The sequence below is a fragment of the Rhodopseudomonas palustris genome, assembly GCF_013415845.1.
GTDB classification, from domain to species: Bacteria; Pseudomonadota; Alphaproteobacteria; order Rhizobiales; family Xanthobacteraceae; genus Rhodopseudomonas; species Rhodopseudomonas palustris_F.
Window position 1 is genome coordinate 4,482,390 of the sequence record NZ_CP058907.1, and the last position, 16,142, is coordinate 4,498,531.

Annotated in this window: 13 protein-coding genes; 10 read left to right on the forward strand and 3 right to left on the reverse strand. The window is 63.4% G+C overall.

What is annotated here, in order from left to right; all coding sequences use genetic code 11:
* Nucleotides 1–110: 110 nt before the first annotated feature.
* From HZF03_RS20425 to HZF03_RS20465, 9 genes are all read left to right on the forward strand, one after another.
* Nucleotides 111–689 (forward strand): hypothetical protein, encoded by a 579-nt coding sequence (locus tag HZF03_RS20425; protein WP_119020061.1) that lies wholly within the window; start codon nt 111–113, stop codon nt 687–689.
* A 122-nt stretch (nt 690–811) separates the two neighbouring features.
* Complete coding sequence (locus tag HZF03_RS20430; RefSeq protein WP_119020060.1) at nt 812–2,764, forward strand: glycosyltransferase family 39 protein; 1,953 nt, start codon at nt 812–814, stop codon at nt 2,762–2,764.
* A 281-nt stretch (nt 2,765–3,045) separates the two neighbouring features.
* Complete coding sequence (locus tag HZF03_RS20435; RefSeq protein ID WP_119020059.1) at nt 3,046–3,873, forward strand: ABC transporter ATP-binding protein; 828 nt, start codon at nt 3,046–3,048, stop codon at nt 3,871–3,873.
* Nucleotides 3,870–5,801, forward strand: coding sequence for a long-chain fatty acid--CoA ligase (locus HZF03_RS20440; protein ID WP_119020058.1), 1,932 nt, complete (start codon nt 3,870–3,872; stop codon nt 5,799–5,801). Before HZF03_RS20435 ends, HZF03_RS20440 begins: the two co-directional genes overlap by 4 nt.
* A gap of 112 nt (nt 5,802–5,913) precedes the next feature.
* The gene (locus HZF03_RS20445; protein ID WP_041810626.1) at nt 5,914–6,807 is read left to right on the forward strand and encodes a branched-chain amino acid ABC transporter permease; all 894 of its coding nucleotides are present in this window, start codon (nt 5,914–5,916) and stop codon (nt 6,805–6,807) included.
* Between the two features lie 105 nt (nt 6,808–6,912).
* Nucleotides 6,913–7,986, forward strand: a complete 1,074-nt coding sequence (locus tag HZF03_RS20450) for a branched-chain amino acid ABC transporter permease (RefSeq protein WP_119020057.1) — start codon at nt 6,913–6,915, stop codon at nt 7,984–7,986.
* 57 nt (nt 7,987–8,043) lie between these two features.
* Nucleotides 8,044–9,324, forward strand: a complete 1,281-nt coding sequence (locus HZF03_RS20455; protein WP_011159580.1) for an ABC transporter substrate-binding protein — start codon at nt 8,044–8,046, stop codon at nt 9,322–9,324.
* Nucleotides 9,325–9,593: 269 nt separating this feature from the next.
* Nucleotides 9,594–10,436, forward strand: a complete 843-nt coding sequence (locus tag HZF03_RS20460) for an ABC transporter ATP-binding protein (protein WP_119020056.1) — start codon at nt 9,594–9,596, stop codon at nt 10,434–10,436.
* A gap of 1,179 nt (nt 10,437–11,615) precedes the next feature.
* Nucleotides 11,616–12,875, forward strand: a complete 1,260-nt coding sequence (locus HZF03_RS20465; RefSeq protein WP_165858185.1) for a glycosyltransferase family 4 protein — start codon at nt 11,616–11,618, stop codon at nt 12,873–12,875.
* Nucleotides 12,876–12,912: 37 nt separating this feature from the next.
* On the opposite strand, the gene wecB is transcribed toward HZF03_RS20465, so the two are convergent.
* On the reverse strand, nt 12,913–14,061 hold the full coding sequence (gene wecB / locus HZF03_RS20470; protein WP_119020054.1) for a non-hydrolyzing UDP-N-acetylglucosamine 2-epimerase: 1,149 nt from the start codon (nt 14,059–14,061) through the stop codon (nt 12,913–12,915).
* 164 nt (nt 14,062–14,225) lie between these two features.
* Between wecB and HZF03_RS20475 the strand changes: the two genes are divergently transcribed.
* The gene (locus HZF03_RS20475) at nt 14,226–15,356 is read left to right on the forward strand and encodes a glycosyltransferase (RefSeq protein ID WP_165858184.1); all 1,131 of its coding nucleotides are present in this window, start codon (nt 14,226–14,228) and stop codon (nt 15,354–15,356) included.
* A 5-nt stretch (nt 15,357–15,361) separates the two neighbouring features.
* Here the strand turns inward: HZF03_RS20475 and HZF03_RS20480 are convergent, their stop codons facing one another.
* Together HZF03_RS20480 and HZF03_RS24630 are read right to left on the reverse strand one after the other, a co-directional pair.
* Nucleotides 15,362–15,967, reverse strand: coding sequence for a methyltransferase domain-containing protein (locus tag HZF03_RS20480; RefSeq protein WP_179906203.1), 606 nt, complete (start codon nt 15,965–15,967; stop codon nt 15,362–15,364).
* On the reverse strand, nt 15,877–16,116 hold the full coding sequence (locus HZF03_RS24630) for a methyltransferase domain-containing protein (RefSeq protein WP_420853862.1): 240 nt from the start codon (nt 16,114–16,116) through the stop codon (nt 15,877–15,879). The genes HZF03_RS20480 and HZF03_RS24630 overlap by 91 nt, the downstream gene beginning before the upstream one ends.
* Nucleotides 16,117–16,142: the final 26 nt, after the last annotated feature.

Sequence of the window (16,142 nt, forward strand, 5' to 3'; positions counted from 1 at the left end):
CCCCGCGGCGTGAGACCCTGGGGGGCGCACTGCGCACAGCACTGACGCTTCCCTGAGGGTCAGGTTCCGGGCTACCATTTCGGCCCAACCGCTGATTGCTCCTGAGCCCGATGCTGCCACCTGCCCTGCTCCGCGCCGCCGACTGGTTTCGCGCTTACGCCGAGAATCCCGATCCCCTCGCCGCCACTGGCAACCTGGTGGCGCTGGTTCTGGCCGGCAACGGGCCGTTCTATCCGCTGTATGTCGCGTTCGTCGGCGGCACCGGCGGGATGCCGTGGCTGCTGCTGACGCTGCTGTCATTTCCTTGCTTCCTTGCGGTGCCGGCGCTGGCGCGAGTCCAATCGCGGCTCGGGCGGGTGACGCTGTCCCTGATCGCGACCGGCAACACGATGTTCTGCGCCTGGCTGCTCGGCGTGCCCTCCGGCGTCGAACTGTTTCTGCTGCCGTGTGCGATGCTTGCCAGCGTGCTGTTTCGTCCCAGCGAACGCCTGCTGATGCTGCCGCTGGCCGGACTGCCGGTCGCAGCCTACCTCTTCCTGCACGATCGCTACGCGCCGCCGCCGCACAGCTACCAGCCGGCCGAATATGCCGGCCTGTTCTCGATGAACGCCTTCAGCGCCGCCATGATCTCGATCTTCATCGGCATGGTATTCTCGCGGCTGTACACGGCCGATCGGACCGGCACCTAGCTTTTTCCGGCGCCAGTAGAAAGATCGAGAAACACCTCGTCTTATCGCGGCCGTCGCAGGCATGCTATCGGGTGATCGGAGCGGCCGGGCATCAGGGATGGTCGCGATCGCTGGGGATCTCGATGGTCGATGTTGGACGGCAGGACGGCGAAACAACTGGCACTCCGGTGATCGCGCCGCGTCCGATACCCGCGGTACCTCCGGCTATTGGCAAGGCGCGCGAGGCGCCCCGCAACTGGCTGGACATTGCGGCATTCCTGATCGTGCTCGCCGCCGCAATCGGCGTCGCCGGCATCATGCTCGCCGGCTACTATCATGCGCCCGACCTCTTGTGGCGGGGCTTCCACCACGACCGCAATTCGCACTACAGCTTCGGGCTCGATCTAGCGCTGGCGGTCCGCACCTTCGATCCCGCGTGGTTCTTCGGCGAACTCGAGAAGGCCAAGGTCTGGCCGCCGTTTCATGGGTTGGTGCTGAGCGCCGTGTTGCTGCTGGGCGGCATCGATCACCGCCTCGGAATCGTTCCCAGCCTGATCGGCTGGGTGATGACGATTGCCTTTGTCTGGTTGATCGCGCGACGGCTGTTCGTCGACCGCTGCAGCGGCCTGCTCGCCGCCGCGGTGGCGGTGATCTTCACCGCCGCAAGCCCGGCCTTCCTCCTGGTCAGCGCCGACGTGATGCTGGAAGGGCTCGGCGCCGGCCTGTCGGCTGCCGGGCTGTGGGCCTATCTGCGCGCCGAAGCCAAGCCGGATGCGGCGGGACGCTGGCGGCTGCTGGCGCTGATCCTGACCGCGTTGTTCTTCCACAAGGGCAATTATTGGGGGCTGCTGATCGCGCCGCTGGCGATCGCCTACGCCACCGAACACTGGGCGCCGATCGCCCGAACGCTGCGGCAGATCTGGGCGGCGACACGTCTGAAGGCGGTGCTGAAGGCAACCACCGGCTCGCCGTTCTTGATCCTCGCTGCGCTGGTGGCGGGCCTGGTCGCGGCGATCTATGCGCACGGGCCGACCGCGCTGGAACTGTTCGGCCAATCGGTGTCGCTGTATCCGCCGGAAAACCTGACGACGGCCGCCTACGCGCTGGTGTTCCTGTGGTGGACGTTCACCTGGTTGCGGCACCGCGCCGCGATCGACCACACCCTCGGCACCCCCGGGCGGGCGCTACTGTATTGGCACCTGACGCCGATCGCGATCTCGTTTCTGCTGCCGCACCGACTGTCAAAATTCCTCTGGTTCGTCAGCCCCGCCAACAATCCCGATCCAAACCACAGCCTCTCCCTCGGCCTCCAGTTCTATTGGCGCGTGTTCGCCGACGGCTTCCATCTGGTGCCGTGGCTGGCGCCTATCGCCGTCGCTCTGGCGCTAATCGGACTAATCGCAATTCCGAGGCTGACGCCCGGAGCCCGCGCCGTTTTCCTGTTCGCATTGCTGGCCTGGGTCGGCGTGATCGCGCATCCGCAGCACCAAGGCCGCTTCATGTCGACCTGGGTATTTTCGGTTTGGATCTGCTCCGGCGTTGGGGCCGGTGCGCTGCTGGCGCTGACCCGTGCCTGGCTGCCACCGCTGTGGCGAGGGGCGGTCGCGGCCGCGCTGGCCGCCATACTGCTCGCAGTGAACCTGATGTCGCCGATGCCAAAGGCGGCGGCAACTTATGCGCTGCAGGACGCCTCCGGCCCAAGCGATCTCGAGCTGATCCGCCCGTATCTCGCCGAGCTCGACGGCGCGCACGAGGTGGCGATGTTCACAACTTTCGGCATGAGCAAGCTGTTTGCCTGGGTGATCCGCGAACGCTGCCGTTGCCATACCATTGTCGATGACCCGTTCATCGCCGGCGTCACCTCGCGCGAGGAAGCGCGGGCGCTGATGAGCGAGCGGATCGCGCAATCGACCGCCGATGTCGTGGTGATCATCGATGCACCCCACAGCCGCGACGAAGGCCCCGGCTTCGGCTGGGTGTATGCCAACATGGTCGGCATCGTCGATGCGATGGCCGATCAGACCCGCTACCAGCGCGGGACCAGCTACGCACTCCCGATCGGCGACGCCACGGCAACGATCTGGCGCCGCCGCTAAGCCGTGTTTGTTGCATTGCGATAACAGCATGGCCGCTGCGGCATCGGGTCGCCTTGCCGAGCAGATGCCTGCGTCAGCGGTAACGATAGGCGGGATTACGCAGAGGCTTGCGTCAAGTCTCTCTTCCCAAACTCAAATAGTCGAATATCGTCGGGTGGTCAGCTAAGCTACGTTTCGGCAAAATGACAGCAACGCCTCTCAGAAGGCGGCTCAAAAGAATGCTGCGGCATGAGGATCAGGCGCGAGCAACGCGCCGGCCGGTGTCGGGGAGGAAATCGGGCTTGGAACACGCATTGGAAGTGCGCAATGTCTCCTTGCGCTTCGGCGGCGTCCGCGCGCTGAGCGAGGTGAGTTTTGCCGTGAATCACGGTGAGCTGTTTTCGATCATTGGACCGAACGGCGCCGGCAAGACCTCCGTGGTCAATTGCATTTCCGGCCGTTACCAGCCGAGCGAAGGCCAATTGTTCTATCACGGCCGCGACATCACCGGCCTGAAGCCGAACGCCCGCGCGTCCCTCGGTATCGGCCGCACCTTCCAGAATCTCGCGCTGTTTCACCATATGAGCGTGCTCGACAACATCATGGTCGGGCGCCACCACCTGCTCAAAAACAACTTCCTGACCGGCGCGCTGTACTGGTTCGGCGCCCGGCGCGAAGAGCTGGCCCACCGCGAGAAGGTGGAGGAGATCATCGATTTCCTCGACCTGCAGACGGTGCGCAAGGCAACCGCCGGCACCCTGTCCTACGGCCTGCGCAAACGCGTCGAACTCGCCCGCGCGATGGCGCTGGAGCCGACGCTGATCCTGCTCGACGAGCCGATGGCCGGCATGAACTTCGAAGAGAAGGAGGACATGGCCCGCTACATCGTCGACCTCAACGAAGAGTTCGGCATGACGGTGGTGATGATCGAGCACGACATGGGCGTGGTGATGGACATCTCCAACCGCGTCGTCGTGCTGGATTTTGGCCGCAAGATCGCCGAGGGCGAGCCGGCCGAGGTGCTGGCCGATCCCCACGTCAGGCGCGCTTATCTCGGCGAAGAGGACGAGGTGCTGGTCGACCCCGACGACGCGCCGGACCATCCGACGGCGGCGGAGCGCGTGGCATGATGGACTATGCCGGCCGCGTCGCGGCAGCCGACACCTTCCCCAAGCTGCTCCGGCTCAATGCAAAGGAATTCGGGACCGAGATCGCGCTGCGCGAGAAAGATCTCGGGCTGTGGCGGGTGTTCACCTGGGCCGACTATCAGGCCCGCGTGCACGACTTCGCCCTCGGCATGGTCGAACTCGGGCTCAAGCGCGGCGACGTGATCGGCATCATCGGCGACAACCGGCCTGACTGGGTTTCGGCCGAGATCGCCACCCATGCGATTGGGGGCCTGAGCCTCGGGCTGTACCGCGACGTGCTCGATGAGGAGGCCGACTATCTGCTCAATTACGGCGAGGCCAAGCTGGTGTTCGCCGAGGACGAGGAGCAGGTCGACAAGCTACTCGGCCTCGCCGACCGCGCGCCGCATCTGAAGCACATCGTCTATTCCGATCCACGCGGGATGCGGAAGTACGACGATCCGCGCCTCTTACCGGCCGATCAACTCGCCAAGCTGGGCCGCGATCGCGCCAGCCGCGAACCGGGTCTGTACGACCGGCTGGTCGACGCGACGCAGGGCGAAGACGTCGCCATCCTGTGCACCACCTCGGGCACCACGGCGCACCCCAAGCTGGCGATGCTGGCGTCCGGGCGCGTGCTGAAACACTGCGCGACGTATCTGTCGTTCGATCCGAAGGGGCCGGACGACGAATACGTCTCGGTGCTGCCGCTGCCCTGGATCATGGAGCAGGTCTACGCACTCGGCAAAGGGCTGCTGTGCCGGATGAAGGTCAACTTCGTCGAAGAGCCCGACACGATGATGAACGACTTCCGCGAGATCGCGCCGACCTTCGTGCTGTTCGCGCCAAGGGTCTGGGAAGGCATCGCCGCCGACGTCCGCGCCCGGGTGATGGACGCCTCGCCGCTGAAGCAGCGACTTTACAACGCCGGCATGAAGGCCGGGCTGGCTGCGCTCGACCAGGGCCAGCACTCGGCGTTCGCCGACGCGGTGCTGTTCCGCGCGCTGCGCGACCGGCTCGGCTTCACGCGGCTGCGCTCGGCCGCAACCGGCGGCGCCGCGCTCGGCCCGGACACCTTCCGCTTCTTCCGCGCCATGGGCGTGCCGCTACGCACGCTGTACGGGCAGACCGAACTGCTCGGCGCCTACACGCTGCACAAGCCGGACGCGGTCGATCCCGACACGACCGGCGTGCCGATGGGCGCCGAGATCGAGATCAAGGTCCTGAACCCGGACGTCCAGGGCATCGGCGAAGTGGTGGTGCGCCACCCCAACATGTTCCTCGGCTACTACAAGAACCCGGAAGCCTCGACTGCCGACATCAAGGACGGCTGGATGCATTCCGGCGACGCCGGCTATTTCAACGGCGCCGGCCAGCTCGTCATCATCGACCGCATCAAGGACCTTGCCGAGCTGTCGCACGGCGAACGGTTCTCGCCGCAATACATCGAGAACAAGCTGAAGTTCTCACCCTACGTCGCCGAAGCGGTGATCCTCGGCGCCGGCCGCGACATGCTCGCGGCGATGATCTGCATCCGCTACTCGATCATCTCGAAATGGGCGGAGAAGAAACGGATCGCCTTCACCACCTATTCGGACCTCGCCTCCCGCCCCGAAGTCTACGAGCTGCTGCGCCGCGAGGTCGAGACCGTCAACGTCACCCTGCCACCGGCCCAGCGCATCAGCCGCTTCCTGCTGCTCTACAAGGAGCTCGACGCCGACGACGGCGAGCTGACCCGTACCCGCAAGGTCCGCCGCTCGGTGATCAACGAGAAGTACGGCGACATCATCGACGGCATCTATAGTGGACGTAGCGACATCCCGGTCGATACCACCATCAAGTTCCAAGACGGAACCACCCAGCGGATCCGCACCACGCTGAGGGTGGTCGACCTCGGCGCCGGCCACGCGCGTGCGGAGGCCGCGGAATGAGCACTGCTACGCAATTCATGAAGGCGTCATACGCGGGCTTGCCCCGCGTATCCATCATCCGAAGAGGATGGATTGCCGGGTCAAGCCCGGCAATGACGAAGTGGGAATCAAGATGAACTCACATCTCCTGATCCAGCTTCTCGTCAACGGCCTCGTGGTCGGCACGCTGTACGGCGTGGTCGCGATGAGTTTCGTGCTGATCTACAAGGCGACGCAGGTCGTCAACTTCGCCCAAGGCGAACTGCTGCTGATCGGCGCCTGGGTGTGCTGGACGCTGCTGGCGAAATATCAGCTGCCGTTCTGGGTCGGCATGCCGATCACGCTGGTGTTCATGTTCATCTTCGGCATCGCGGTGCAGATCATCGTGCTGCGGCCGATGATCGGCGAGCCGATCATCTCGGTGATCATGGTGACGATCGCGCTGTCGACCGTGTTCCAGGCGGCGTTGAAGTGGATCTTCGGCGTCAATCCGCAGCCGTTCCCCCAGATCTTCACCACCCAATCGATCTCGATCGGCGGCCTGCAGATCCAGACCGTCTATGTGATGAGCCTGGTCGTCTCGGTCGCGATGATGATCGGCATGGCGTGGTTCTTCAGGGTGTCGAAATACGGCCTCGCGATGCGCGCCACCGCGTTCAACCAGCAGGTGGCGCAGTCGCTCGGCATCTCGGTGAAGAGCGTATTCGCGATGGCCTGGGCGATCTCGGCCACCGTTTCGGCGGTCGCCGGCGTCGTCGTCGCTGTGGTCAACGGCGTGTCGTCGGGGCTGTCGGCCTACGGCATCAAGGTGTTTCCGGCCGCGATCCTCGGCGGCCTCGACTCGATCGGCGGCGCAGTGCTCGGCGGCATCATCATCGGCCTTTTGGAGAACATCGCCCAGTACGTCGACAGCGAATATCTGCACTGGGGCAATCTCTACGAAATCGCGCCGTTCTACGTGCTGATCATCATCCTGATGATCAAGCCCTACGGCCTGTTCGGCACCAAGGACATCGAGCGGATCTAGGCATGATCGCGGAAAAGTGGACACCGGTTTTCCGGAACGATCATGCCCAAAGAGAGAGATGGCGCATGACGATGATTTTATCCCAGAGAGGGCGTCGATAGCGCCATGGCGAATGCTTCCCTGATCCCCGCCGGCGATTTCCGCACCTCCTACGCCGCCGACACCACGATCTTCCCGACCCGGACCAGCCGCAACGCGGCGATCCTCGGCATCGTGCTGGTGTGCTTCGCGCCGCTGGTGCTGTCGGGCTATTGGCTGACCATCCTGATCCAGATCGGGATCTTCGGTATCGCCGCGCTCGGGCTGAACATCCTGGTCGGCTTCACCGGCCAGATCTCGATCGGCCACGCCGCGTTCTTCCTGCTCGGCGCCTACACCTCGGCCTATCTGAACAACCACTTCCCGATCCCGGTGTTCTTCGCGATTCCGCTCGCCGGGCTGGTCACCGCGCTGGTCGGGCTGGTGTTCGGCGTGCCGGCGGCGCGGCTGAAAGGTCTGTATCTCGTGATCGCCACGCTGGCAGCGCAGTACATCCTGATCGACTTTTTCTCGCGCGCCGAATGGTTCTCAGGCGGCTCGGTGCCGGCGATGGCCAATCCGTTCTCGCTGTTCGGGTACGTCCTGCAGGGCGACAAGCAGTATTTCTACGTCGTGCTGGCGTATCTGCTGGTCAGCTACATCCTGGTCACCAACCTGATGCGCACCCGCGACGGCCGCGCCCTGGTGGCGGTGCGCGATCATTATCTCTCGGCCGAGATCATGGGGATCAACCTCACGAAATATCGGACGCTTTCGTTTGCGCTCGCGGCGTTCTTTGCCGGCATCGCCGGCGCGCTGTACGCGCATTACCAGCTCGTCGTCTCCAACGAGGGCTTCGGCATCGAGCGTTCGATCCTGTTCCTGGCGATGATCATCATCGGCGGCATCGGCTCGATCTCGGGCACGCTGATGGGTACTGCCTTCGTGGTGCTGCTGCCGGAGACGATGGAATGGCTCAGCAGTGGCCTGAAAGGCAGCGCAATCGATCGCGCGCTGGAGCTGAACAACAACCTGACCTTCCTGCGCGAAATCGCGATCGGCCTGATCATCATCCTGTTCCTGGTGTTCGAGCCCGATGGGCTGGCGCACCGCTGGCGGCAGATCAAGGCGTATTGGAAACTCTATCCGTTCTCGCATTGAGCACGTGAACGGATGGACCACAAGACGGCAATAAAAACGATACTGGAGGAGAACACCATGACGATGAAATCTCTGCTCAGCAGCGCCGCGCTGGCGCTGGTGATCGCCGGCACCTCCGCGACCGCGCAGGCGCAGATCGCGATCGGCCATCTCGCCGACTATTCGGGCGGCACCTCGGACGTCGGCACGCCCTACGGCCAGGCGGTCGCCGACACCTTCGCCTGGGTCAACAAGAACGGCGGCGTCGCCGGCAAGCAGCTCAACGTCGACACAAACGACTACGGCTACCAGGTGCCGCGCGCGATCGCGCTGTACAAGAAGTGGTCGGGTGGAGACAAGGTCGCGGCGATCATGGGCTGGGGCACCGCCGACACGGAGGCGCTGACCGGCTTCCTCGCCAACGACAAAATCCCCGACCTCTCCGGCTCCTACGCAGCCGCGCTGACCGACCCCGAAGGCACCAGCGGCAAGGCCAAGCCCGCCCCCTACAACTTCTTCTACGGCCCGTCCTATTCCGACGCGCTACGCGCCGAGCTGATGTGGGCGGCGGAAGACTGGAAGGCCAAGGGCAAGTCCGGTGCGCCGAAATTCGTCCACATGGGCGCGAACCATCCCTACCCCAACGCCCCGAAAGCCGCCGGCGAAGCGATAGCCAAGGAGCTCGGCTTTGAAGTGCTACCGCCGCTGGTGTTCGCGCTGGCGCCCGGCGACTACTCGGCGCAGTGCCTGTCGCTGAAGAGCTCAGGCGCCAACTACGCCTACCTCGGCAACACCGCGGCGTCGAACATCTCGGTGATGAAGGCCTGCAAGGCGGCCGGCGTCGACGTCCAGTTCATGAGTAACGTCTGGGGCATGGACGAGAACGCCGCCAAGACCGCCGGCGATGCCGCCGACGGCGTGATCTTCCCGCTGCGCACAGCCGTGGCCTGGGGCGGCAAGGCACCCGGCATGAAGACGGTGGAGGAAATCTCGAAGATCTCCGATCCGTCCGGCAACGTCTATCGCCCGGTGCACTACGTCGCAGCAGTCTGTTCGGCGCTGTACATGAAGGAGGCGATCGAGTGGGCGGCGAAGAACGGCGGCGCCACCGGTGAGAACGTCGCCAAGGGCTTCTATCAGAAGGCCGACTGGGTGCCGGCCGGCATGGAAGGCGTCTGCAACCCGTCGACCTGGACCGCCAAGGACCACCGCGGCACCATGAAGATCGACCTCTACCGCGCCAAGGTGTCGGGCCCGACCGACGGCGACCTCAAGGACCTGATCGCCAAGGGCACCATCAAGCTCGAGAAGGTCAAGACCGTCGACCTGCCGCGCAAGCCGGAATGGGCCGGGTGGTGAGCTGAGCACCTAGCCCAGCGCAGCGGCGGCTGAGCCGCAGCTGTGCAACTCTGAGAAGCGTGCGCCGCGTCTGCTTTGAGCCGCGGCGCCTCAACACAAACAACCGTCATCCCCCGCGCATGCGGGGGGCCCAGTACCCCGCAGCGTCGCGTTTGGATCATCCGCGCTCTGGAATACTGGGTCACCCACTTTCGCGGGCGATGACGGCGGTGGTTGGGGTGCAGATTGCCCACCATCAAGTTCAGCGAGTTCGAGAACGTAGGACCACCATGACGGAAGCCGCCGAACTTCACCCTCCGCAGCCCGGCGCTTCCACGGCGCCCGCGCCTCTGCTCAGCGTCCGCAACATCGAAGTCGTCTATGACGACGTCATCCTGGTGCTGCGTGGCCTCAGCCTCGACGTGCCAAAGGGCGCGATCGTGGCGCTGCTGGGGGCCAACGGCGCCGGCAAGTCGACGACGCTGAAGGCAATTTCAGGGCTGCTGAAGACCGAGGACGGCGAGGTCACCCGTGGTGAGATCGTGTTCGACGGGGAGCGGATCGACGGCACCGATCCTGACAAGATCGTCCGCCGCGGCATCTTCCAGGTGATGGAAGGCCGCCGCATTGTCTCCGACATGACGTCGCTGGAGAACCTGAGGCTCGGCGCCTTCACCCGCAGCGACCGCGAGGTCGGCCACGACATCGAGATGGTCTACAACTATTTCCCGCGGCTGAAGGAGCGCACCGGGCTGGCCGGCTACCTCTCGGGCGGCGAACAGCAGATGCTCGCCATCGGCCGCGCCCTGATGGCCCGGCCCAAGATGATCCTGATGGACGAGCCCTCGATGGGCCTCTCCCCGCTCCTGGTCAAAGAGGTGTTCTCGATCATCCAGCAGATCAACCGCGACCTCGGCGTCACCATCCTGCTGGTCGAGCAGAACGCCCGTGCCGCCCTCTCGGTCGCCAGCCACGGCTACATCATGGAACAAGGCAAAGTCGTCCTCGACGGCACCGCCGACGAACTCCGCGACAACGAGGACGTCAAGGAATTCTACCTCGGTGGCGCTGGGGATCAGAGGAAGAGCTTCAAGAATTTGAAGAGTTTCAAGAGGAGGAAGAGGTGGTTGTGAGGCGACCGCTTCGGAGCAGGTGAGGCCGTCGACCACCGAAGTTCGGCAAGTCGCCAGATGACGCTGACCACAATCGCCCCTGCATCTGCGATGCCGCAGACCTCGCAGGATGAATTGGATCGACCGCCGCCGCTGGCTCGGCCGCGCGCGACATTCGACAACACACTGATATTGAAATGCTTTTTTGGATCCAGGAGAGCGCCAGCCGGACCGTGTCAAGGCGGAGGATAGGGCGGGGCGAAAACTGTTGACGACCCACCTCAAGCGCTTATGCCTGCTTCAGGCAAGCACGTTTTTTTGGGGAAGAGAATACAATCATGCCGGATGACTAGGCGAAAATTGTCAAGATGGGAGGCCCCTGCGAAACCGCGGGCTGGCGCCCCTCGTCGGCGAATCGCCCTCAACTAGGCATGAACACGGTGAAGAACTCCAATCCATTAGGGAATGGTGTGCCATATTCTCATGGACGTCGCCAAAATACCAAAGCGAAATTCTGAACTTCATATTCAACAACCGGAAGCAAGGCGACTGTGTCGTTGAAGTTGCCTGCTATAAGGATGGTCTGATCGCCCTTCTGGCTGCCGTCAGCAAACATACAGAGTTACAGCTGCATTCGATTGACATCTGCCCCGACGCCGTCGAGAGCACCAAGGGTGTATTGTTTGAGGCTGGATTGTCAAACTACGCGACCGTTGACGACGCTGCAGCAGTTTGTCCATAAGAAGACATGATTCAGAAGGTTCTCTGGGCAGGCGGTGTCGTGCATTTGGAATAGCTATCATTCCTACAACGCCGTTATTTCCGACATCAAAGCGAGCGCCGAATTTAAGGCTATGCCTTATGCACTCGCATTCTACATTACAACCTGTGATATCCAACGAGCAACGAGAGGGTTAGTGACGCTATTGATGATTACTTCGGAACGTCAAAGCCGAGACGCGTGATCGGAATGATTGTGAGTGGCATCGACCATCCAACGAAAGAAGCCCCGGAGCCAGATGGCCACTGGTGGACTGTACCCGGCTCGAAAGGAGCTATCGTGAGCCTCCGCTAATTGCAGCATCCGGCGATCTCGAGCGAGATGGAGATCGACAGGCGCAGCGATCCGGTCGAATGAGCGACCTGATTGAGAAGAACAGGCGGATGTGCGAACTGTCCCGAACCGCGCCAGGCGGCAGCATGACCGTGAATCGTATGGACGAGAACAGCCGCAGTCTTTCGATACTCATCGTTTCGCAGTACTTCTTTCCAGAGAATTTCGGCATCAACGCGATAGCGGCGGAGCTTGCCCAGCGCGGCCATCGCGTCACCGTGCTGACCGGCATGCCGAATTACCCCTCGGGCGAGTTTTTTCCCGGCTATGGAGGGGTCGGAATCCGACGTGAGACTTATGAATCCGTTGACGTCATCCGCGTTCCGCTGCTCGCCCGCGGCCGCAATTCGCGGCTAAAGCTCGCGCTGAACTACCTGTCGTTCGCCATCAGCGCCGGCCTGTTCGCACCCGTTCTGGTGCGGCGACGCCCCGACGTCATCCTGGTCTACCAGCTATCGCCGGCGATCCTCGCGCTCCCGGCGATGATCCTGCGGATGATCGGCGGGACCAGACTGCTGCTCTGGGTCCAGGACCTTTGGCCCGAGAGTCTGACCGCGACCGGCATGATCAGGTCGCAGGCGATCCTCGCAGCCTTGCGGGCGTTCGTGCGCCGAATGTATCGCGCCTCGTCGATTATCGCGGTGCAATCGGTCCGCTTCATCGACTTCATTCGGCCGCTGGCGCCGGCCAATGCAGATATCCGTTATCTGCCGAATACCGCCGACGCCTTGTACCGGCCGACGGAGGTAGCCGCCGACGATCCTTCGCGGCGCCTGTTCAAGCCGGGCTTCAATATCCTGTTCGCCGGCAACCTCGGTCTGGCCCAGGACCTCGAGAACGTTATCGAGGCGATTGATCGGCTGAAGGCGCGCCGGGAGATTCGGTGGACATTCGCCGGCGACGGCGTCCGCCGCGGCTGGCTCGAACAGCAGATCGCGGGGCGCGGTCTAGCCGACAACGTCCAGGTGATAGGTCCGTTTCCGCCGGAGCAGATGCCGAAGCTGTTCGCGATCGCCGACGCCCTGCTGCTGAGCTTGCGCGACGACCCGATCTTCTCGCTGACCGTGCCGTCGAAGCTGCAATCCTACCTCGCCTGCGGCCGGCCGGTGCTGGCGTCGATTTCCGGCGAGGCCGCAGAGATCCTGAAGGCGTCGGGCGCGGGTTTCGCCGCTCGGCCGGGCGACGCCGACGGGCTTGCCGGCATCGTGACCGCCCTGGCGGACAGCTCACCCGCGCAGCGTCAGGCGATGGCCCGGGCCGCGCTGGACTATCATCTGCGCGAATACGATCGCGAGGTGTGGATCGGCCGGCTCGAGAGCTGGCTGCTGGAGCTGGCGCCCCCTTAGCGCCCGGCGCAACACCCGCCCGAGCAGCGCCGGCGGGCTATTTCGACCAGACCGTCCGGTTCACATAGTCGATGTAGCTGGCGATAATGCGGACCATCTTGCGGGAGACATCCGGCACATCGTAATCGTCGACGACGACGGTCGGCCGCTTGCCCGGCTCGAACTGGTCGGTGACGATCTTGACCGATTGCACGACGCGCTCTGGATCGAGCCCGGTCAGGATCAGGGTCGCCCGGTCCATTCCTTCCGGGCGCTCGTGCGCCTCCCGCAGCGTCACCGCTGGAAAACCGAGAATCGACGACTCTTCGGTGATCGTGCCGCTGTCGGAGATCACACAAAATGCGTTCATCTGCAGCTTGATGTAACTGAGGAATCCGAACGGCTTAAGGAAAGCGATCCGGTCATCGTCGTGGTGACCGGTGAGCGCATTGAGCCGCTTGCGCGTTCGCGGATGGGTCGAGACGATCAGCCGCCGACCGAAATGGTCCGCCAGAGCCTGCAGGCATGCGAGCAGCCGTCGGAGCTTGGCGGGATCGTCGACATTCTCCTCGCGGTGAACGCTGACCAGCAGATAGTTGCGCGGCGCCAGCCCAAGTTCGTCCAGGATCAGCGACGCATCGATCTCGGGTCGGTAGAACGACAACACCTCGGTCATGGTAGAGCCGCTCTTGATCACCCGATCCGGCGGCAGCCCCTCGTCGAGCAAATAGCGGCGCGCGTGCTCAGTCAGAGGCAGGTTGATGTCGGACAAATGATCAATGATCTTGCGGTTGACCTCCTCCGGCACCCGCTGATCGAAACAGCGATTGCCCGCCTCCATGTGGAACACGGGAATCTTGCGCCGCTTGGCGGGGATCACCGCGAGGCCGGTATTGGTGTCGCCGTAGATCAGCACCGCGTTGGGCTGCTCGCGCTCGAACACCTCGTCCGCCTTGACGATCACATTGCCGATCGTTTGCGCCGCGGTCTCGGCGTTGGCGTTCAGGAAGATATCGGGGCGCCTGATCCCGAGTTCCTGAAAGAACACTTCGTTGAGCTCGTAGTCGAAATTCTGGCCGGAATGGACCAGGACATGGTCCATATGCCGATCCAGCTCTGCGATCACGCGGCTGAGCTTGATCAGCTCCGGACGCGTGCCGACGATGGTCATTACCTTGATCCGCTTCGACTGACCATCGCCGCTCATACTGACATCTCCTGCCTGATCCTCGCCCTCGCATAGCAAATTGTGCAGCCAAGGCAAACACAAGCGACCGCCGAGCGATGCGCTTAGGCCGGCCGCCAAAACGGTTGATCCGACCCGCGCGCACATCGTATCAGGTCGATGCACGGCGCGGCGCGGAGATGCCCTTGAACGTCATTCTGGTCAATGTCTGGCTCGATGCGGAGCGCGGCGGCGGCACGGCTGAGCGAACCCGGCGACTCGCGGTGCATCTGTCGCGACTCGGCTGCCGATGTACAATCGTCACCATGGGGCCGACCCCATGGGGCGACGAGTTCGGCCGGGCTGGCGTCACCGTCATCAGCGTGCCCTTCATCGGCCAGCGCTTCCCTGCACCGCTGGTCAATCCGCTCGCCCTCTACCGTCTGTTTCGCGACGCCGACATCGTCCATGTCATGGGCTTCTGGTTTCTCCTGGCGTCGTTCAGCTCTGCGATCGCCTATGCCGCCGGCACGCCGCTGCTGCTGTGCCCGGCCGGCTCCCTCACCCAGTACGGTAGAAGCGCCGCGATCAAGCGCGTCTTTACCGCGCTCGCCGGGCGACCGATGCTGCGCAGCGCCGCTGCGATCATTGCGACGACGCGTCAGGAAGAAGCGCTGCTGGTCTCGGATTTCGCGATTCCGGCAGACTCGATCCTGATCGCGCCGAACGGCATCGAGCTTCCCGGAGAAGGACGACCGGGAAGTATGGCAATCCCGGACAAACGATTCGTCCTGTTCGTTGGCCGGCTGACCGCGATCAAGGCGCCGGACCTGCTGCTCGAAGCGTTCGCGCGGATCGCCCCGGAAATTGTGGATGTCAGCCTTGTGATCGCCGGCCCCGATCTCGGGATGCGGCCTCAGCTCGAACGCCGGACCGCAGAACTGGGGCTTCAGGCGCGGGTGCATTTTGCGGGCTTCGCCGATGAGGCGCAGCGGACGGCGCTGCTGGCCCGGGCGTCGCTGCTCGCGGTTCCGTCGCATTCCGAAGTGATGTCGATGGTGGCGCTCGAGGCCGGCGCGATGGGCGTCCCGGTCCTGCTCACCGACCGCTGCGGCTTCGACGAGGTCGAACAAATCGGCGGCGGCCGCGTGGTGCCGGTCGACGTTGGAGCCATTGCGGAAGGTTTGCGTCAAATGTTGTCGGACGACGACGCACTGCGGCAATCGGGGCAAGCGCTGCGTGGTTTCGTGCTCGAGCACTACGAATGGTCGCGGGTGGCGGCGGCGTTGCTCCGCGATTTCCGCCGCTTGGCAGCGCAACGTCACGGACCCCGCTGAACACTTCAGCGCATCTTGCGAAACAGGATGCAGCCCTCGAGCGCGAGATCGAAAAGCATTTCCGGGGAAAACGACTCGTTGTCGTAACGGTCGAAAATATCCCAAACCCACGAAGGATAATCCGTGGCCTTCATGCCGCAGTAGGTTTCGAGCATGTAAGTAAAATGTCGCCAGAACTGGCCGACATTGTCATGCAGACCGTAGACGTGAACTTCTGCCCCGTGATCGCGAGCGATACGGTCGAGCACGCTGCGGGGAAATGCCCACTTGTCGTCGCGATCTTCCCATCCGGGAATGGCACCGCGGAAAATCTGAGGCTGCAGATCCGTCGCGAAGGCCTCAGTGAGGCGCATCGCGCGAGTCCAGCGATTGAGCAGTCCCCGCTTCCGGCCTTGACGAGCGATGTCGAGGCAGATCAACTGAAAGATGGCAAGGCCACCCTCGAGCGGCTCGAAGAAGATCGCCCATCCGCCCGGCTTCAAAACGCGCATCGCGCTGCGGATAAATCGACCGGGCTCGACTAGGTGATGCAGAATCGCCGCTCCGAAGACCAAATCGGCTGATGCCTCCTTGAGGTAGGCCTGATGGCGTCCATCGCTATGGCCACACACCGGTCTTCGAGTCCGCGAGAGCTCAGCAATCCTTCGAGGATCTTCAAGAGATTTGGACTGATATCAGTTGCCAAGATTTTGGCATCGGGAAAGATATCCAGCATCGGCAAGGTTGCGTTGCCGAATCCGCAGCCATACTCAACGATGATTCCTGAATTCTAAACGCCCACGTGAT